This window comes from Micromonospora narathiwatensis (assembly GCF_900089605.1).
Classification (GTDB): Bacteria; Actinomycetota; Actinomycetes; order Mycobacteriales; family Micromonosporaceae; genus Micromonospora; species Micromonospora narathiwatensis.
Genome location: NZ_LT594324.1, coordinates 1,106,931 through 1,127,057 on the forward strand (window position 1 = coordinate 1,106,931; position 20,127 = coordinate 1,127,057).

The 20,127-nt window shown below is 68.5% G+C and carries 12 protein-coding genes; 10 read left to right on the forward strand and 2 right to left on the reverse strand.

Going from position 1 to position 20,127, the window contains the following annotated elements; translation table 11 throughout:
- Positions 1-142 precede the first annotated feature (142 nt).
- From GA0070621_RS05005 to drmC, 7 genes are all read left to right on the forward strand, one after another.
- A complete protein-coding gene (locus tag GA0070621_RS05005) occupies positions 143-1,102 on the forward strand; it encodes a tyrosine-type recombinase/integrase (protein WP_091191957.1) in 960 nt (319 codons plus the stop codon).
- A 90-nt stretch (positions 1,103-1,192) separates the two neighbouring features.
- Entirely contained in the window at positions 1,193-2,338 is a 1,146-nt protein-coding gene (locus tag GA0070621_RS05010; protein WP_167666601.1) for a hypothetical protein, read from the forward strand.
- 286 nt (positions 2,339-2,624) lie between these two features.
- Positions 2,625-5,771, forward strand: a complete 3,147-nt coding sequence (gene drmD / locus GA0070621_RS05015; RefSeq protein WP_269455412.1) for a DISARM system SNF2-like helicase DrmD — start codon at positions 2,625-2,627, stop codon at positions 5,769-5,771.
- Positions 5,772-6,034: 263 nt separating this feature from the next.
- Positions 6,035-9,835: an Eco57I restriction-modification methylase domain-containing protein gene (locus GA0070621_RS05020; RefSeq protein ID WP_167666603.1), complete on the forward strand. Its 3,801-nt coding sequence runs from the start codon at positions 6,035-6,037 to the stop codon at positions 9,833-9,835.
- Positions 9,832-13,533, forward strand: coding sequence for a DISARM system helicase DrmA (drmA, locus tag GA0070621_RS05025; RefSeq protein WP_091191959.1), 3,702 nt, complete (start codon positions 9,832-9,834; stop codon positions 13,531-13,533). The genes GA0070621_RS05020 and drmA overlap by 4 nt, the downstream gene beginning before the upstream one ends.
- The gene (gene drmB, locus GA0070621_RS05030) at positions 13,530-15,596 is read left to right on the forward strand and encodes a DUF1998 domain-containing protein (protein ID WP_167666604.1); all 2,067 of its coding nucleotides are present in this window, start codon (positions 13,530-13,532) and stop codon (positions 15,594-15,596) included. Before drmA ends, drmB begins: the two co-directional genes overlap by 4 nt.
- Complete coding sequence (gene drmC / locus GA0070621_RS05035; RefSeq protein ID WP_091191961.1) at positions 15,586-16,296, forward strand: DISARM system phospholipase D-like protein DrmC; 711 nt, start codon at positions 15,586-15,588, stop codon at positions 16,294-16,296. Before drmB ends, drmC begins: the two co-directional genes overlap by 11 nt.
- Before the next feature lie 52 nt (positions 16,297-16,348).
- On the opposite strand, the gene GA0070621_RS05040 is transcribed toward drmC, so the two are convergent.
- On the reverse strand, positions 16,349-16,975 hold the full coding sequence (locus tag GA0070621_RS05040; RefSeq protein ID WP_157739837.1) for a hypothetical protein: 627 nt from the start codon (positions 16,973-16,975) through the stop codon (positions 16,349-16,351).
- 228 nt (positions 16,976-17,203) lie between these two features.
- Positions 17,204-17,671: a hypothetical protein gene (locus tag GA0070621_RS05045; RefSeq protein ID WP_167666605.1), complete on the reverse strand. Its 468-nt coding sequence runs from the start codon at positions 17,669-17,671 to the stop codon at positions 17,204-17,206.
- Positions 17,672-17,961: 290 nt separating this feature from the next.
- Here GA0070621_RS05045 and GA0070621_RS05050 point away from each other — a divergent pair, with 290 nt between their 5' ends.
- The 3 genes from GA0070621_RS05050 to GA0070621_RS05060 all read left to right on the forward strand — a co-directional run bounded on the left by GA0070621_RS05050 (position 17,962) and on the right by GA0070621_RS05060 (position 20,126).
- Entirely contained in the window at positions 17,962-19,056 is a 1,095-nt protein-coding gene (locus tag GA0070621_RS05050; RefSeq protein WP_091191963.1) for a MinD/ParA family ATP-binding protein, read from the forward strand.
- A gap of 2 nt (positions 19,057-19,058) precedes the next feature.
- Complete coding sequence (locus tag GA0070621_RS05055; protein WP_167666606.1) at positions 19,059-19,421, forward strand: hypothetical protein; 363 nt, start codon at positions 19,059-19,061, stop codon at positions 19,419-19,421.
- A gap of 78 nt (positions 19,422-19,499) precedes the next feature.
- Positions 19,500-20,126 (forward strand): hypothetical protein, encoded by a 627-nt coding sequence (locus GA0070621_RS05060; protein ID WP_157739838.1) that lies wholly within the window; start codon positions 19,500-19,502, stop codon positions 20,124-20,126.
- Position 20,127 lies beyond the last annotated feature (1 nt).

Sequence of the window (20,127 nt, forward strand, 5' to 3'; positions counted from 1 at the left end):
GGTCGTCGGTTCAAATCCGGCCGTCCCGACAGCGAGAGGGTTTCCGCAGGTCAGAGACTTGCGGAAACCCTCTTTTCATTGCTTGGCATGGATGCCTGGTCTAGCACGCCGCTGTTGGACTCCTTGACTCGGGCAGGTTGTCATGCCACTACTGGATCTTCAGAAACTCACTGTCGGACTGTCCCGGACCTGGGCTGGGTTCCTGCGGGACTGGGACCGGTCGCTGCGGGCCGGGAACTACCCGGAGACCACCCGCTACAACTACCTCCTCGCTGCCGCGCAGTTGGGTCGGTATCTGGGGGAGTCGTCCCCGGATCCGGACGCCGATGATGCGGCTGACGACCCGTGTGCGGTGACCCGGGCGCACGTGGAGGCGTTCCAGGCCTGGATGATCGACAGCCGGTCCGCGTCGACCGCGTTGAACAAGCACAAGGGGCTGCAGCAGTTCTTCAAGTGGCTGCTCGTCGACGAGCAGGCCATCGACCGCTCGCCGATGGAGCGGGTGCGGCAGCCGAAGACACCCCGGAAGCTGGTCCCGGTAATGCGCGACGAGGACACCGGCAAGCTCCTCGACGCGTGCAAGGGCAAGGGCTTCGCCAATCTGCGCGACGAGGCGCTGATTCGGCTGTACTGCAACACCGGCGCCCGGCTGTCCGAGGTGGGCAACCTCCTCGTGGCCGATGTTGACCTGAACACCGAGTCGGTGCGTTTCCACGGCAAGGGTGCCAAGGATCGGCGGGTACGTTTCGGGCCGAAGACCGCCCGGGCCCTGAGCCGCTACTTGCGGGCCCGGGACAAGCGCAAGGGTGCCGCCCTGCCGAACCTGTGGCTGGCGGAACGAGGCAGCGCACCCTTGACTCCGAACGGCATCAAGATCCTCCTCAAGCGGCTGGGCAGAGCTGCCGGGGTGCCGGATGTGCACGCGCACCGGTGGCGGCACAGCTTCGCCCACGAGTGGAAGCGCGCCGGTGGGGACACCGGAGACCTGATGCTCCTGCTGGGCTGGACATCGGAGGACATGCCCCGTCACTACGGTGCGAGCGCGGCGGCTGAGCGGGCGCAGGAGACGCAGGCACGACTGGGTATCGGCGAGCGCGTGTAGGCCGGCTGATGTGACGCGATCACGCACGGCCTGCCGTGCGTGATCGCGTCGTTACCGATAGGCTGCGGCGGGTTTCGGGAGGGTGGGGCGATGACGCGTTACGCGATCGACGAGAGTCGCAGCGAGCTGGTGGCGATCTGGGAGACCGGATACGGGGCTGTCGCGATTCGGGTCGCGCCGCTGGCGGTGAGCATCGAGCCGAGACGGCGGCTGGCGCTGGCAGCCGAGTTGTCGGGCCTGTCCCGGGCGCTCTGGCGTTGCTACACGCATCCGGCGAGTGCCGCCGGCAGTTTGGCGCTCAACACCGAGGGCTGGCGGCGAGAGCAGACCCGCAACGAGTTCGCTTCCGTGACCGCTCACATCAGGAAACCGAACCTGCCCGAGGGCAATTCATTGATGGTGTCGTACGACCCGGTGGAGGAATGCGCCCATCGCGTGGGCCGTTGCCTGCACGCTGCCGGGGACACGGATCTCACTGCTGCGGTGGTCGCCGATGTGGAGGCAGAACGAGCGGCGGTGGAGGGCGCCGAACTGGGGGATCTGTCGGGACGGTCGGCGCAGGCCGTGCAACTGACGCGCCAGGCTGCCTCGCCGGTCCAGGTCGCTGCTGCCGACCGGATCCTGATGGGCGACCCGCTCGGCGGGGGCGAACTGTTTCTGGAGCTCGATCCGACCTCGGCTTGCGTGGCGGCGGCGCACTGGTTGCAGGCGGCCGCCGATGTGGCGGCGGACGCCGCCAACAGCGCCGCACCCGACGTGTTGGCGGAGGCCGACGACATCGAAGCGTTGCCGCTCGCGACACCCACCGTCGTCCTGGAGCTGATGGAGATCGGCCTGTCGCCGACCGACGTGGTGACCAGAATGATCTGCGATGCCATGGCGGTGGCTGAGGGCGAGGCGCCCGACATCGATGACCTGCGAGAGAAGATCGAGGAAGCCGGCGAGGAAGCCGAGCAGGTTGCGGCGAGCGGTGCTGAAGCGGTTGGCGAGATCACGGCGATTCGGTTGACCACTCTTGACCCGCTGCGTCCCGCCCGCGACATGCTCGAGGACCTACTGTCCGGCATTCGCGGATGCTGGCTGCTCTACCGCGAGAATGCCATGTTCTCAACCGACCTCGAGGGCACCGTGTCCGACGACGAACTGGACGGCGAAATCAACGAAGCGTTCCGCAATGAAGTTCGCGCCCGAGCCGCTGCTGACCGGCACCGACTCGATCTCGAGGACCGCAAGTAGCAGCAGGAGGCATTGGCACGCGCGGCATGGCCCACCGTGTCTGCGATCGCGGCCATGCGCCACGGCGTTACAGTGCGGCCGCTCACGCGTCAAATTGCTGACCGCGTAAACGGACTCGTCGACGGGCAGTCCACCGTGGATAACAGTCATGACGGCCGCAACCGCAGGCAGCGTCGGCGTTCTTATGCGGACAGTGATGTGTCACCGTCTGTCGCCTGTGGAAAGTAGGGTGGCGTGACCGGGTTAAGGTTCTCGGGTGTCTGTCTTGCCCGCCAGGTCGGCTGCCGTGTCGGGAACTGCCGTCCTTGCTGTTCCTGAACCTGGTCAGGTCGTTGAGGTGCGTGGCTCGACCTGGGCGGTGGCCCAGATCAAGCCGCAGGGACTACCGCGCAGCCCCGCCGACGAAGCCGTAGCCTCGCTGAACCACGCCGTAACCTTGCAGGCGCTCGATGAGGACCGGCTGGGTGAGGAACTGACGGTCGTCTGGGAGCTGGAGGTCGGCCATACCGTCACGCCCGCTCAAGGGCTGCCGACCCAGGTCAACCCGGACGCCTTCGATGATCCGAACACTCTCGCCGGTTTCGTCGATGCGATGCGCTGGGGTGCGGTGACCTCGGCGGACGACCGGAGCGTGCAGGCGCCGTTCCACAGTGGTGTCGCCGTCGAGGCGTACCAGTTGGAGCCGCTGCGGCGTGCGTTGTCCTCGCCTCGTACGAACCTGCTGCTGGCCGACGACGTGGGCTTGGGTAAGACCATCGAGGCTGGCCTGGTGGTGCAGGAGTTGCTGCTGCGGCACCGGGCGCGGACCGCAATCGTGGTGTGCCCGCCGAGCCTTGCGCTGAAGTGGCAGGACGAGATGCGGGACAAGTTCGGTCTCGACTTCACGATCATCAACAGCGAGATGATGCGGGAGGTGCGGCGCCGGTACGGCTTGCACGCGAACCCGTTCCAGCTGTATCCGCGGGTGATCGTGAGTATGGCGTGGTTGCCGCAGGTGCGCGCCCAGCGGATGCTGCGTGACGTGTACGCGCAGGCGGCGAGCACGAAGACCGCCCGGCGGTACGCGTTCGACATCCTGATCGTGGACGAGGCGCATCACGTGGCGCCGGCCAGTCCGTCGGCGATCGGGGGTGGGCGTGGCTATGCGGTCGACACGCAGCGCACGATCGCGGTGCGGGAGCTGGCGGACAAGTGCGAGCATCGCCTGTTCCTGAGCGCCACCCCGCACAACGGGCATCCGGAGTCGTTCACGGCGCTGCTGGAGATGATCGATTCGCGCCGGTTCAGCCGGGGTGCGCTGCTAGACGAGCGGGCGTTGCTGGAGGTGACGGTTCGCCGATTGAAGTCGGATCCCGCCCTGTCGCACAAGGGCTTCCGTCCCCGGGAGCTTCGGGTCATCCCGTTCACACCGCGAGCCGACGAGCAGGAGATGTTCGCCCTGCTGGACCGGATTCTGACCGACAGCGCGAAGGCGAACGGGACCGGTGCGTCCGGTGACATCACCGCGATGCTGTTCAAGAAGCGGTTCCTGTCCAGCCCGTGGGCTTTCGGTATGACCCTGCAGTCGTATCTCTCGGCGCGGTCAGTGGGCCGGGCGCCGGAGGACTGGGACTACGACGACATTCTCGGCGAGGGGCAGTCCGACGAGGAGGAGGGGCTGTGGGAGCAGGACGAGGCGACAGCCCTGCGGCACAGCAAGGCAACCGATCCGCTCGTCACCGCCGTACCAGGCGAGTTGCAGCGGCTGGCCGAGTGGGGGCTGGGCTTCGAGAGCCGGCCCGATTCCCGTCTCGATGAGCTGATCACAACACTGAATGCGATCTGCCAGCCCGGCGGGTTCTGGTCCAACGAGCGCGTCGTGGTGTTCACCGAATACGCCCACACACTGGAGTGGGTGCACCGGGTGCTGGTCCAGCAGGGCTACGGCGAGGTGCTGGAGGTCATTCAGGGGCAGACGCCGACCGACGAGCGGGAGCTGATCCGCGAGCACTTCACCACGGAGCCGTCGGCGAAGAACTCCGTGCGGGTGCTGTTGGCCACCGACGCGGCCGGTGAGGGCATCGACCTGCAGGACCACTGCCATCGGTTGATCAACCTGGACATCCCGTTCAACCCGTCGCGGCTGGAGCAGCGTATCGGCCGGATCGACCGGTACGGGCAGCAGCAGACCCCGTTGGTGTTCCAGTTCGCCCCGGACCGTTCGGCGACCATGTACGCCGCGGACATGGAGTTCATGGGCAGGATCGCCCGCAAGGTAGTGACGGTCGCGCGTGACCTCGGGTCGGTCAACCAGGTCATCGCCGACGAAATCCAGGACCATTTCACTCGTTCCAGCGGGGGGCGGCGTAAGAAGGCCGCGCTCGACGGCAACGCCGTGATCAACAAGGCGTTGGCCGGCGGGTTGGATCTCAACAGCCGGTTGACCCAGCTGGAGAAGGGCTACGCCGACAGCCGGGCGCAGCTGCACTTGGAGCCGGAGAACCTGCGGCGGGTGGTCGACACCGCGCTGCGGATCAGCCATCAGCCGCCCCTGGTGGTGGCCGGCGACGACCGGACCGACGCGGGCGTCTACACCATTCCGCCGCTCGGCCCGGCATGGCAGTCGACGTTGAAAGGCCTGGACACCCGCTCCGAGCCAGGCGTGTTGCGGCCGATCACGTTCGACGACAAGGCAGCGGCCGGGCGTAAGGATCTGGTGTACGTCCACCTGGGGCACCCGCTGGTGAAGAAGGCCCAGCGGCTGCTGCGCCGGTCGCTGTGGAGCGCGGACGCTCCGCTGCACCGGGTCACGGCGGTCGTGGTGGACGGGCTGGAGGAGTCCTTCGTCGCAGCCGTCACCCGGATGGTGTTGGTCGGACGCGGCGGCCTACGGCTGCACGAGGAGATCTTCCTCGCGGGCGTACGCCTGCATGGCCGCCGGGCGATCGCCGAGGAACGGGCCGAGCAGCTGCTCGATCAGGCCCTCGACGGCGGCAGGCTGGCGTTGGCTGCGGCGGACATCCGCGCCGACCTGGCGCGGAAGTGGAACGAGCCGGAGTCCCCGCTGCGGGCTCGGCTGCTCGACTCGATGACCCGCCGCGCCGAGTCCCGCCACCAGCGGGTCAGCGACCAGCTCGCGAAACGCGAGGACGCCGACATCACCCGGGCGCGGGAGATCTTCGCCGCGTTTCGGCGGAACCTGCACGATTCGCTAGAACAGCTCACCAGCGCCGAGATGCAGGACCAGCTCGCACTGTTCCCCGATGAACAGCAGCGGCAGCGCCGCCGCGACATCGAAACAATGCGCCGCAGGCAGGACGAACTCGGCGACGAGGAGCAGCGGGAGATCGCGGCGATCACCGAGCGGTACCGCGACGTCAAGCCACACACCACTGCTGCGGCGGTGGTGTTCGCGCTCACCCCGGCCGACGCCCAGCGAGGAGGTTCCCGCTGATGCGGACCGTCCGTACTTTCCGGCCGAAGACGGCCGCCGAGCTGCACCGGGCCTGGCTGGAACTGGTCGAGACGGACGGCCCGTTCCTGGCGATCCCGCCGCTGAAGCGGGTGTGGCCGCAGGGCATGCCCGCCCTCGACGCCGAACGTCTCGAGGCCTTGCGCGAGGCCAAGCCGGCGTTCGACCACGCCTGGGAGGCCCTCGACATCGACCCGGGCGACGAGACCGTCCAGGCCAAGTACGCCGAGGTCCGCGACGTCTGGGTGCAGACCGTGCTGCGGGAGGTCGTCGGCTGGCGTACCTCGCTGATGTGGGATCCCGAATGCGCGCCCGGCGTGATCGTGCACTCGCCCGACCGGCGGATCACCGTCACCCCGCAGGCCGCGCTGCACGGGCCGGACGGCATCGGCGCGCTGGTCGGGGTGGTCGACAAGTGCGACAGCCTGCACGCCACCGGCACCGACGGCTGGGCCGCCACCGCTATCGACCGGATGGAAGCGATGCTGCGCGGCGCTGGCGTCGCGATCGGCATCGTCACCGACGGCCGCTGGTGGGCGTTGGTCTGCGCCCGGCCGGACGCGATGGTCGCCTCCGGCATCGTCGACGCCCAGACCTGGGTCGAGGAACCGTTGACCCGCAACGCCTTCCTCACCGTCGTCGCCCGGCAGTACATCATCGGCGGTGACCCCAACGAGCGGCTCCCCAAGCTGTTCGAGGAGTCCGTCGCCGCCGCCGAGGAGATCACCGAAGCTCTCGGCGCCCAGGTCCGCCGCGCCGTCGAGCTGCTGATCCAGGCGTTCGACGAGACCGCCGCCGACCACCACAGGCGCGGCCTGCGTGATCCGCTCCCGGACGACCCGCACGACACCTACTCCGCGGCGGTCACGGTCATGATGCGCGTCGTCTTCCTGCTTTTCGCAGAGGAGCGCGGCCTGCTGCCGCAGAGCGAGCTCTTCCTGCAGGGGTACGGCATCAGCGGTGAACTCGACGACCTGGAACAGCGCCGGCTGCGCGACGGCGAGGAATCGCTGGACAGCACCTATCTGACCTGGCACCGGCTGCTCGCCACCAGCCAGGCCCTCTACCGGGGCGCGTCGTTCGAGAACATGCGAATGCCCGCGTACGGCGGATCGCTGTTCGACCCGGACCAGTACCCGTTCCTGATCGCCGCGAACGACAACGGCACCCTCGCCATGCCCGTCTCCGACCGGGTCATGCTGCACGTTCTGCGCTCGGTGCAGGTCGCCCAGCTCAAGGGCGGCGACGCCCGCCGGATCTCGTTCCGTGACGTCGACGTGGAACAGATCGGCTACATCTACGAAGGGCTGCTCGGCTACTCCTGCACCCGGGTTACCGGCGACACCCACGTCGGCATCGTCGGTGCCACCGGAGCCGAGCCGGAGATCCCGCTGACCGTGCTGGAGCAGCTCGCCAACGCCAATGCGGCTCCGGCGAAACTGGCCACCGCGATCATCGCCTGGCTCAAGGAGAACCAGCCCGCTGCCACCCCGCCGAGCGCGAACGCCTTGGCGAGGCGGCTCGCAACCACGCCTGGCGACGACGCCGACCGCATGCTGCGCGCGGTGACCGATGACGACAACCTGCGCCTACGCCTGCTCCCCTGGGCCACCATCACCCGGCCCGACCTACGCGACCGCCCCACCGTCGTCCTGGACGGCGGCCTGGTGGTCACTGAGACGCCGTCACGGCGCAACGCCGGCGCCCACTACACCCCGAAAGACCTTGCCGAGGAAGTCGTCAAGCACGCCCTCGAACCGCTCTGCTACTTCCCCGGCCCGCACCAGGTCCCCGAGAGCAGCGGCGCGTGGAAACTGCGCGACGCGGACGAGATCCTCAACCTCAAGGTGGCCGACATCGCCGCCGGCTCCGGCGCATTCCTCGTCGCCGCCGCCCGCTACCTCGCCGCCCGCCTCGTCGAAGCATGGATCGACGAAGACCCCGCCAACGCCGGCCGGCACGACCTCGGCCAACACGCGATCCGTGAAGTTGTCGCCCGCTGCCTGTACGGGGCCGACATCAACGCGATGGCCGTGGAGATGTGCAAGCTCTCGCTCTGGCTGGTCTCCCTCGACCGCGACCTACCATTCTCCTTCGTCGACGACAAAATCCTGCACGGCAACTCCCTGCTCGGCCTCACCGACCTGCGCCAGCTCCGCACCCTGCACATCGAGGCACCCACCCACCAACAGGCCAGACTGACGGCCCAGGATGTGGACGCCACCATCCGCCGGGCCGTCGGCATCCGCCGCGACCTCGCCAGCGAGGTACGCGAACACGACCCCATGCGCAGCGCCACCGCCAAACGCCGCCAGCTCAATCAGACTCGCAAGATCACTGCCGACCTACGCACCGCAGCCGACGGAGTCATCGCCGCCGGGCTCCGCCTCGGCGGCAAACCCGGCAAAGCCCTGGACGAAGCGTACGAAAACCTGGCCGAGGCGGTGACCGCCGCGATGCCAGCCGACGGCACGGCCGCCAATCCCGAGCCCTTGGACCTAATCCTAGAAGAGGGACTGACCCCGACCGTCACGACGGACTACGAACGCTGGCAGCCGCTGCACTGGGTGCTCGAAGTCCCCGACGTAGTGGTAGATCACGGCGGCTTCGATGCCGTCATCGGCAACCCGCCCTTCCTCGGCGGCCAGAAACTCACCGGCGCGATGGGGACCAACGTCCGGGACTGGTTCGTCCACCAGATCGCCCACGGCACCCGGGGCAGCGCCGACCTGGTCGCCTACTTCCTGCTGCGGGCGGTCGAGTTGCTGCGCCCGTCCGGGGCGCTCGGCCTCATCGCCACCAACACGATCGCCCAGGGCGCCACCCGCGAAGTCGGCCTCGACAAGGTCGTCGCGGATGGGCTCACCATCGCCCGCGCAGTGCAGAGCGCCCCATGGCCGTCGGCCAGCGCCAACCTGGAGTACGCGGCGGTCTGGGGGAGTTTGGGACCGATTGCCGATGCAGCCGACCAGGTCGCGGACGGAGTGGTTGTGCCGCGCATTTCCACGCTGCTGGAACCAGCTGGCCAGGTCCATGGCAGCCCGGCCCAGCTGATCGAGAACGAGAACATCGCCTTCAAGGGCTGCGTGGTGCTCGGCATGGGATTCGTTCTAAAACCCGAGGAAGCCCACGCGTGGCAGGCCGCAGACCAGCGCGACAGCGCGGTGCTGTTCCCCTACCTGAACGGCGAGGATCTCAACTCCCGGCCGGACTGCTCCGCCTCTCGCTGGGTGATCGACTTCACCGGCTACTGCGTCACCTGCGCCGCCCGGCTCCGCAGGCCGTTTGACCGTATCGAGCAGCTCGTTAGACCCGAACGGATGCGCAACAACCGTGCGGCCAGGCGAGATCGGTGGTGGCTCTTCGCGGAAAGTGCTCCTGGACTGCGGAGAGCGATCGCCAAGCTAGACGAGGTGATCGCTATCGCGCAGACGAGCGCTACGCAAATGCCAGCCATCGTTTCTAGTAGGCAGGTCTTCGATCAGAAGCTCGTGGTCTTTGCGAATAGAACCAGAGAGGTTTTCGCTCTGCTCAGTTCGTCCATACATCGTTCATGGGCTACCCAATGGGGCTCAACGCGGACCGGAGACCCCGTCTATACACCCTCCGACGTCTTCGAGACGTTCCCGCGGCCGAAACCGATGGCTCGGCTGGACGAAGTAGGCCGGATGCTGGATGAGGAGCGGCGAGAGGTCCTGCTGCGACGCAGGCTGGGGTTGACGAAGCTGTACAACCTGGTCAATGACCCAGGGATAGCTGACAGCGACGACCCGGACGTGGCTCGGTTGCGGCGGATTCATGTCGAGCTGGACGAGGCGGTGATGGCGGCGTACGACTGGTCGGATGTGCCGCTGGAGCACGGCTTCCACGCGTACCGCCAGATGATGCGGTGGACGGTGAGCCCGGCGGCGCGGGTGGAGATCCTGGACCGGTTGCTCGCGGAGAATCTGCGCCGTGCGGCGGCGCAGCGGTCGAAGGCGGCGAAGAAGGGGATTCCCCGGCAGCGGAAGCCGGTCGTCCACGAGGGCCAGGAGGCGCTGCTGTGACCGATCCCGCGCCGGGGTTTCAGCTCGCCCACGAGCCGGACGGCACGTCGTACACGGTTCGCGAGAACCTGGTCGACATACTCGAGCGTGAGCTGCTCGGACCGTCGGGTGGTCCGGAGGAGCTGTTGGCGGTGAGCCCGCGCCAGCTTTACCTGGTGGGACATATCGCGCCGGTGAAGTTGACCGAGCCCGATGCCGACCCGGCCGGGTCCGAGGACGGGTATGGCCTTCTCGGCGTTCGTGCGGATGCGGCGGGTATCCATGCGCAGCGCGGGATCCCGGCCGAGTCTGCCGAGGGGGCCGGCGCCGACGGCGAGGAGGACGACGCCGACGACAAGGCTCCGAGGCAGGGGCTGATGATTCCGTCGTCGATGGGGTTGCGGTTCCAGGTGCCGAACGATCTGGCCGAGTTCACGGTGACCGCGTCGTGGGGCACCTACGAAAGCGTCAAGACTGGTGAGATCGACCGGCGGGGCCAGGCGGTGCGGCGATATCAGCGGACGCCGGTGGCGATCGTTGAGAAGATCGCGGTGGCCGAGCTGACGCCGGGCCGAACGTACACGCGGGTGCTGACCGGGCAGATCTGCCTGCGGATCGACACCTACGACGACATCCGGTTCGGTCGGCGACTGATCGAGATCGCGCTGGTCAATGACCGGGAGACGCCGCCGACAATCCCGGTGCACGAGTGGCTGTTTCAGACGAAGCTGCACGTCGACGCGGGCGATGCTGCGGTGTTCTTGCCGGTGCGTGACGTGCTCGAGCAGGAGTGGCCGGAGCACGACGACGAGGTGCGGCGGCTGCATTTGCAGTACCGGAACCGGCTGGAGTTCGCGGTCGGGCGGACCTGCTCGGTCGATTGGCAGGTCGAGCCGGGGGCGCGGCGGGCGACGGCGGTGTGGACGACGTGGCTGCCGGTCGCGGAGACACCGCAGACGCAGGCGCGGTCGGTGACGGGCGCGATGCTGGGCATGGACGCGCTCGGCAAGGCCAGCCCTGAGCAGGTTCGTGACGGGCTCGCCCCGCTGGTGGACGGGTACCGGACCTGGCTGGAGGGTGAGGCGGCGAAGGCGGCGCAGCTTCCGGATCATCTGCGGGAGTTGGCCGAAGAGGTCGTGGACGAGGCGCGCGCGGCGCAGCAGCGGCTGGCCGACGGTCTGGCGCATGTGGTGGCTGATCCGGAGGCGTTCGCGTGCTTTCGGTTCATGAACGAGGTCATGCGGGACCAGCGGGTCCATTCCCAGATCGGGGCGTTGCGTAGCTCCGATCCGAGCCTTTCGTTTGACGACGCCCGTCGTCAGGTCGGGGCCGACGAGCGGGGGAAGCCGTCGTCGTGGCGACCGTTCCAGCTGGCGTTCATTCTCATGCAGTTGCCCGCGCTGACCGACCCGACGGCGCCTGAGCGTAGCGGTGAGCTGTCGCGGGTGGAGTTGTTGTTCTTCCCGACCGGTGGTGGCAAGACCGAGGCGTATCTGGGGCTGGCGGCGTACACGTTCGCGATCCGGCGTCGGCAGCAGGTCGTGGCCTCGTCGGACGGGCCGTTGGACGGGCGTGACGGGGTGGCCGTGTTGATGCGGTACACGTTGCGGCTGCTCACCGCTCAGCAGTTCCAGCGGGCCACTGCGCTGGTTTGTGCGGCGGAGCTGGCCCGCCGGCGGGACGTGGCGACCTGGGGTGGTACGCCGTTCCGGATCGGGTTGTGGGTCGGCACCGACGTGAGCCCGAAGCGGTGGGACGAGGCGAACGAGCAGCTACTCAAGGCCAACGCGTACGGCGGGCATCGGTTGACGGTGTTGCAGGTGCAGCGGTGCCCGTGGTGCGGCAGTCCGATCGGCGCGGCGAACGTGAAGCCGGTCAAGGCGACGCGGCGGGTGCTGGTCTACTGCGGCGACGACCTGGGGCAGTGCCCGTTCGCCAAGGGCGGTGAGGTCGGCGAGGGCCTGCCGATGCTGACGGTGGACGAGGAGATCTACCGGATGCCGCCGGCGTTCGTGATCGCGACGGTCGACAAGTTCGCCCGGCTGGCGCGCGAGGGTGAGGCGGCGTCGCTGTTCGGTTACGTCGGCCGACACTGCGGTCGGCACGGCTACGTACACCCCGATTACGCGGCTTGTAACGTCACCACCGGGCACCAGGCCGAACCCGGCCTGCCTGCCGCGACCGTACGGCCGGTGGGCCGGCTCCGGCCGCCGGATCTGATCATTCAGGACGAGCTGCACCTGATCACCGGGGCGCTGGGCACCGCTGTGGGGCTGTTCGAGGTGGTCGTGGAGACCCTCGCGTCGTGGGAGACCGCCGACGGCAAACCGGTCCGGCCGATGATCGTGGCGTCGACGGCCACCGTGCGCCGCGCCGACGACCAGGTGCGAGGGCTGTACGGGCGAAGAGTGGAAATCTTCCCGCCGCAGGTGTTGGACGTGGCGGACACGTACTTCTCGCAGGAGCTGCCGATCGGGCCGACCACCCCGGGCCGGCGCTACATCGGGGTGAGTGCGCAGGGGGTGCGGCTGTCGAGCGCGGAGATCCGGGTCGCCGAGGTGTTGCTGCTCGCGGGGCAGTTGCTGTTCGACTGCAGTGGGTCCGCCGCCGATCCGTACATGACGTTGGTGGGCTATTTCAACGCGACCCGGGAGCTGGCCGGTATGGCCCGATACATCGCCGACGACGTGCAGAACCGGGTGCGGCAACCCCGCCTCGGATCGGGTTTCCCGCGACGGCAGGGTTCGTACGGGCGGCTGGTCACTGGTGAGCTGACCTCTCGGATCGCCTCGGTCGATATCGGCCGTACCCTGGACAACCTGGCCCTGGAGTTCGACCCCGGCTACGCCACGACTGCGGCGATGCGGCAGCGGATCGAACAGCAGGAGGCTGGCGGGCGGGTGGAGCGGCCGAAGGCCGATCCGTTCGACGTGGTCCTGGCTACCTCGATGCTGCAGGTCGGGGTTGACGTGCAGCGGCTCGGGCTGATGCTGGTGGTCGGGCAGCCGAAGAACACCGCCGAGTACATCCAGGCGTCGTCGCGGGTGGGCCGCGACGTCGGCCGCCCGGGTGAGGACTGCGGTCGTCCCGGGCTGGTCGTGGCGCTCGGGAACTGGGCGCGGCCCCGCGACCTGGCCCACTACGAGCAGTTCCGGCACTACCACGAGACGTTCTACGCGCAGGTGGAGGCGCTGTCGGTCACCCCGTTCTCACCGACGGCCCTGGACCGGGGCATTGACGGGGTGCTCGTCAGCGCGGCACGGGTGCTGCAGGCGCACCGCGACGACGGGTTGTCGCCGGAGCGGGCCGCGTGGCGGGTTCGTGACGAACAGGATGCTCTTGCCGCTCTGGTCGATCGGCTCTATGCCCGGATCCGGCCGGCGGCCCAGTTGGACGACCTGATGGCGCAGGCATACCAGCGGCTGATCAACCGGCTGGACCAGTGGAACGCTCGGGCGAAGTACGCCGGGAAGGCGAGCAAGACCCTGGTGTACGAGCGCACCGGTGACAACGACAGCTACCTTCCGTTGCTGATCAGTCCGGAGAACGCGAAGGCCCACCAGGGTCAGCCGGACCGCGCGCCGTTCGTTGTCGCGCACTCGATGCGGGAGGTCCAGCCGGAGATCAATCTGCTGGTCAGCCCGATACCCGAGCGGCTGTTCGTCGTCGAGCCCGACGATGCGCCGTCCTGGGAGCTGCCCGAAGGAGAGGACGCGTGACGGACGACAACCCCGCGCAGATGATCTTCGAGTCGGCGCAGCCGTTGGACCCGCTGGCCGACAGCGAGCAGGCGAACGTCAAGAACCGGGCCAAAGTCGGGTCGGCCCGCCCATCGTCGCTGCTCTACACCTACGGTATCGGCTCGATCATGGACCTGCCGCAGTTCTCGATCATGCCGGCCGGGCTGGACGACTGGGAGCCGATCTGGCGGCGGCGGCCCACCGTGCAGACGATCGAGGAACCACGCCTACTCAAGGTGGTCCAGCTTCACCTCGGGTCGCGTGTCCAACAGCTACGGCCGTTCCCATGGCAGCCGAAGGCCCGCGCGATGTCGCAGGAGGGCTCCGACCTCGGCATCCCTGCCCGGGTGTTCCCGCAGTGGCTGCGCTGCACCGGCTGCGACTACCTCGGGCCGCTGTCGCGGTTCAGCTACACCAACACCCACCCGTTCCGGCCCGACCTGGCGACCTTCGAACACGCAAGTTGTCCCGGCCGCACGTTCGCGGGGGCGGCGAAGGGAAAGGCCAAGGCCCCTGCGAAGGGAAAGGCTCGGCGCAGCCCGGCGGTGCCAGCCCGTTACCTGCTCGCCTGCGCCAACGGCCACCTCGACGAGTTCCCGTACGCGCTGTGGGTGCACCACGGCAAGACCTGCCCCACCGCCCCCCACCCGGACTTGAAACTGCGCGACAGCAACATCGGTCAGGGCGCCGGCGCGGTCATCACCTGCGAACGTTGCCAACAGCGGCGCGGCATGGGCGAGGCCCAGGGCGAGGCCGGCAAGCGGAAGCTGCCGACCTGCCGGGGCCGGCACCCGCACCTGAACGCCTTCGACCCCAAGTGCGGGCTGGACACCGCGCTGATGATGATGGGCGCATCCAACCTCTGGTTCGCCTCGACCCAGTCGATCATCGTGATGCCCCGCAGCGAGGAGCAGAAGCAGACCGCGCTCGCCACGAAACTCCGTACGCACCTGACCCCGGAGGAACTGGCCGACTACGCCGCCATGCCGAAGGTGCTTCGTTCGCTGCTCGTCGCGAACAAGTGCGACATTGCCGGAGTCACCGACGAGCAGCTGACCGCAGCGGCGGCCGAGGCACTCGCCCCACCCCCGTCGGAGGAGGAACGCCGGGAGAGGCTACTCGATTGGGACCCGGTCGAGCTGCTCGTGCCGGAGTGGGACTACCTGCAACAGCCGAGCCTGTTCGCGCAGCAGCAGGACTCTAGCGGGCTGATGGTCACCGAGATGCCCACCGCCGCCGACCTCCCGAAGCAGGTGCACCGGGTCATCGCCGTAAACCGGATGAAGAAGGTCAACGCGGTAATCGGCTTCACCCGCATCGACGAGATGGACCGGGTCAACGACCTCCCGAGCCGACTCGTCAAGCTCACCCGGGACGGCCGACCCACCTGGGTCCCGGCCACAGAGGACCGCGGCGAGGGCATCTTCCTCCAGCTGGACGAAAACGCCGTCGCCGCCTGGGAAGCGCAGATCCTGCCCACCGCGCTGTGGCGAGCGCACCGCGAAGCCCACCGGCGCAACTTCTCCCGACGCTTCTCCGCCACCGCCGCCCGGGTCGGCCCGAACACCCGGTTCCCCGCACCCCGCTACTGGCTGATCCACACCCTCGCGCACATCCTCATCCGCCAGATGGCGATGTCCTGCGGCTACGGCGCCGCCAGCCTCAGCGAGCGCCTCTACGCCTGGACCGGCACCACCGACCGCCCCGCCGCTGCGGGGCTGCTCATCTGCACCACCGCCTCCGACAGCGAGGGAACCCTCGGGGGCCTCGTCGCGCTGAGCCAACCGGAACGGCTCCACGGACTCCTTCTCGACGCGCTCCGCAGAGCAGGCCGCTGCTCATCCGACCCCGTCTGCGGCCAACGCACACCACGGCACGGTGAGGACTTCCTGCACGGCGCGGCCTGCCACTGCTGCTGCTTCGCCTCGGAGACCTCCTGCGAACGCGCCAACCGGTTCCTCGACCGGCGGTTCCTGCTCACCCTGCCCACCATCGACGACGAACGGGTCCCCGGTTTCTTCGGCAGCATCGATGCTTACTGACCCCCACGCCGCGCTCGGCGCCTTCCTGACCGCATACGAGGCACAACGACTCGCCACCGTGCTACAAGCTGGCGGCACCACCGGACAAGCGCTGAAAGAGGTGCACGCCGCCCGGCGCAGCGAGGCGAAACGCTTGCTGGCCGCGACTGGAGTCGGCGCGGAGCACCGGGATGGTTCGGTCGCCGTGCTTCGGGCCATTGCCGGCGCACGATCGGTCCGGGCCGCCATCGACCCCGTCTGGACCATGCCCGGCGTCGAGGCCACGGTTGGACGCCTCACCAGCGAAGCCCAACGAATCATCGACGACGCACGCATGTCGATCGTCTGTTCCAGCTTCAATTTCACGCCGTACTCAGGCATGTGGGCTGCCCTGAAGAGCGCCGCGGCGCGCCCTGGTCTCAGCGTGACGGTGTACCTCGACGCCCACGCCAGCTCACCGGCAGCCGTCGCGGCCCACCTGCCGAAGGCGACCGTGCTCCGGACGCTGACCCTGCCCGGAGGTCACCAGCCGCTGGTCAACCATGCCAAGTTCATCGTCGTCGACCGCGCGGTAACGCTGTTGACCAGCGCGAACTTCTCCTACAGTGCCGAGAACACCAACATCGAGCTGGGGCTACTGGTGCACGACACCAACCTCGCCACATCGATCGAGGCCCTCATGCGGAGCAAGCACGGCATCCTCTACGAACAGGTCACCTGACAGGCGCACGCGCGGCTTCCTTCCGAAGGGCACGTTGAGTTCGGCGCAGCCCTCAAGCGTGCTTACGCCCAATGAGCGCCAGCTCGGCGATCTTGGTTGCCATGGGGAAGCCAGCATAGAGAGGTTCGGGTCCGTTGCTCTCTACACGCTGGGTCAGCTCCGCGATCAGACTGGCTTGCAGGTCGGCGGAGGTAGCCTCCCAGGTGCCCTTGATCAGGTTGAAGTACCTCTCGTAGGTGCTAGAACCGCCGACGGCCAGGTTGTCAAACACTGGAAAGACCCGGGGCAGCAGGAAGTGGCAGAACTTCGACGGGAATACGGGGGAAGTTGTGGGCTTCAGGCGCGCCACTACCTCGGGGAACGCCCGTACCTGATCCCAGGTGACCCCGGTGATGTCCTTGTCTTTCACTGGCCCGCACGCCTGCTGCCAAGCGCGGGTCAGGTCATCCCGGTTGGCGGCCAGCAGAGCGGTCACCTCGGCTCGGGAGAAGGGCCGCAACGCCCGCCACGCGGACAGCCGCGGCAGGAATCCGGCCCACCAGCCGTCCTGGAACGCTCCGTCGGGGTTCTGGGTGGCCAGCACCTCGTAGTCGGCATTGTGGAAGTCGCGCGGCCATCCGGTTTTCGTGAGCCACCACTGGACACCGACGGAGAACTCGTGCCTGTCGATCGGCTTCACGCGCCGCATCCTATGCCCCGGTAGCGGCGATTGGCATCAGGCAAAGTGGTCGTTGCTCGCGTCCCGCCCGCCGGTCGTTCGAGGGTAAGTCATCAAGATCGTAAAGCCGCTGGAGGAAGGCAGCCTCGTCGAGCGCGCCGCTCCAACCGATCTGGCCGTCGGACAGACCGGTGAGCAGGCTGCGCCAGCTACCTCGGTGATGCGACGCGCAGGGGGATCTCGCGGCCCCTATTGATCTGCGCTGTCGAGCCCCTGCTCAGGGCCGGGTCGGTGGTTTGGCTTCTTGCTGTCGCCTCCTCGAACGGTTTCCTCGACCCGTAGGAGGTTGTCGATGATGACGGCGATGCCGTCTTGGGCGGCAGGTGAGAGCTTGGTGATGGATCGTGCCATCACGCGGACGCGTCGGCTGTGTTCTTCGGGTTCTTCTTGGTCGCCGAGTAGGTAGCCGGTGGGTACGTCGAAGAACTGGGCGAGTGCCCGGAGTGTGGATGCTTTGGGGTTGATTCGGGGTGCGCGCAGCAGGTTGCGGATGCCCTCGGCGGTGATGCGGTGGCCGGCCTTGGTGAGTTCCCGGGCAACCTCCGCCTCTGTGTAAGGTGGCCGGCCTTCGGCGCTGGCCTCGAAGAGGGTTCGGAGCCTCGTTTGGATCAGGTGTGAGGCTGCGGCCTCGGCCTGGTCGGCTGGTATGTCCTTCATGGAGTCCCCCAACTCCAACCACAGTTGGCCACAACAAAAACTGCGGTTGACGCTCTTCTGTGACCTGTGCTTAGCTCTGCGTGCCGCTCTCGCAACTGCGGTTCGGTCGGACCCGAACTGGAGTTGTCTGGAGCGTAGCGGATCGGGTCGCCGTACGCGAGATGGCATCCCGGCACGCGAGCGGCGGCGCAGGAGGGGACGCGCCGTCGCTGTAGGGCCTGCTTCGTCTGGTCAGCGTCCAGGTCGTGACAGTAACGGGGGACCGGCCGCGCCGATATTGGCGCCGGCCAGTGCTGTACGGCAAGCCTTACGGGGAGGCGGACGTGCAAGGTCCATCGGACGAGCAGCCCGAACGGCTCGCCGCCCACGCGCCTTTGGGCGGGCACGGCGGTGAGCAGGGGGAGCCGGCGGGCAGGGAGAGGGCCCTCCCGCCGGCTCCCACCCCCGAACAGATCGTGGCCCGGGCTCTGGCCTCGGTGCCTTCGGTGCCACGCCTTGTCGGTGAGGCGGCGGTGCGGGAGATTCCGCGGGAGTTCGGCGCGGGAACCCGGGTGGAGACGCTGTGGTGGCGGGCGGCGTCGCTGCGGTCGGGCTGTCCACTGGTGTGCGTGTCCTCAGCGGACGGCGGCGTCGGGCGATCGGTGTTGACCGTCGGGCTCGGCGGGCTGCTGGCTCTTGCTGTTCCCGATCCGGTGGTGGCGGTTGACGGGACCTTGCGGGCGTGGGGTGGCCTGGAGCATCGCGTGGCCCGGCGCACCTCGTCGACCGTATGGGACGCGGTGGCCGCAGATGCCGGCTTGACGGAGAACGCGGCCGCGGAGCGGTTGACGCAGGTCGGGCCGACGGGGCTGCGGGTGCTGGTGGGGGAGAGCAAGTTGACCGCGCAGCGGCGCCCACCGACGTGGCCGGAGATGTTCGGCGTGATCGGTCATCTGCGCTCGGTCTACCGGTTGGCGCTGCTGGATCTGCCGACGGCGGACAGTACATCGACGTGGCGGGCGCTGGGCTGGTCGACGGTGCCGGTGCTGGTGTCGAGGGCGACGGTGGACGGGGTGCAGCACACGCTGCGGCTGCTGGCCCACATGCGCGGAGCGGGCCTGGCGCATGTGCCGGACCGGGCGGTGGTGGTGGTCATGGCGACCACGCCGTCTGTGGCGCGTGAGGTGCGGGCGGTGGAGCAGTTGGCGCGGCAGGCATCTGCGGAGCTGGTGCGGGTGCCGTATGACCCGGTTCTCGCACGGGCGGATCCGCTTGACCCTCGGGCGCTGAGTAAGGCCACTCGGTCGGCGTTGACCGAGGTCGCCGCAGCGGTGATCGACCGGTGTCCGGTCGAGCCCGCGGCTGTCCTTAGTCCGGGATCGTCGGCCCCGAACGGGGAGGACTAATCGTGTTGCATCAACTTGCGGCGGCCCTGACGGTGCGCGTCCCGGCGGTGGCGGCGCTGTTGGCGCCGACGCCGACGCCCGAGCCGTCGGGTGATGGTTTCGACTTCAGCCGGATCAGCCCGGACCCGTCGGCCGTGCCCCGGTCGGACCTGTTCTACAAGCTGGCCAACGCCGCGCTGTTCCTCGGTGTGATTTCGGCGGTGGCGGGGCTGGCGGCAGGGGCGATCGCGTTCGGCATAGGCCCAATCTTCGGCGCCCACATCATCAGTGATCGCGGGAAGTCGATGATGTGGAAAGCCGGCCTGGTGGCGATCGTCGTCGGGTCAGCCACGTCCATCATCGCGTTCCTGCTCACCGAGATCTAGCAGGTGGCGGCCATGAGCAGAGCGGAGTTCAAGCCGACCACCGGCCGCCGGATGCCGATGGTCGCTGCAGTGCTGGTCGTGATGGTGCTCGCCGGTGTGGCGGTGTTCGCCGCCGGGCGCGCGAGTACGCCGGAGCCGCAGGTGACCGCGCGGTATGTCGAGCGGGTACAGGCCGGGGTGCCGGTGGGTTTCCCGGGCACGCCTCGCGGCGGCGGAGACGCGGCGGCGGCGTACACGCAGGTGTTGGCGTCTGCCGGTACGCGGCCTGCGACGAGCCGGCAGGCGATGGTGGACCTGATCGCCGCTGAGGGAGCCGGACCGGCGGTGCAGCCCCTTGTCGGGCCGACCGGGGACGGCGAGGCGATCTCGCAGACGGTCGTGGCGCGGGTCTGGGCGCCGGACGCGGACCTTGACGCGGTGGTGTCCGAGGACCGAGAGGTTTCGGTGCGGATGCTCGTCTGCACCTTGAGCGGTGCCACGACCAGCGGTTCTGCGGATCCGAGTGCTGGGTTGGCGGGCGGCTGGTACGTGCAGTCGGTGACGGTGCGGTGGTCGCAGGGCCGCTGGCGGGTCGTGACTGCTGAGCGTCCGGTGCCGGTGCCGCCGCCGGATCAGCGCGGTGCGCGCCGCGACGGCGGTCCGCGGGACATGCAGCCCCTCGTCGACGTGCTCAGCGCGCGGTCGTGGGCGCCGGGGACGGTGTGAC

What these genes read in the sequence shown, in the direction of transcription:
- GA0070621_RS05010 (WP_167666601.1), top strand. Translation starts at nt 1,193, where the DNA reads ATGACGCGTTACGCGATCGACGAGAGTCGCAGCGAGCTGGTGGCGATC.
- GA0070621_RS05005 (WP_091191957.1), top strand. Translation starts at nt 143, where the DNA reads ATGCCACTACTGGATCTTCAGAAACTCACTGTCGGACTGTCCCGGACC.
- drmC (WP_091191961.1), top strand. Translation starts at nt 15,586, where the DNA reads ATGCTTACTGACCCCCACGCCGCGCTCGGCGCCTTCCTGACCGCATAC.
- GA0070621_RS05045 (WP_167666605.1), bottom strand. Translation starts at nt 17,671, where the DNA reads ATGAAGGACATACCAGCCGACCAGGCCGAGGCCGCAGCCTCACACCTG.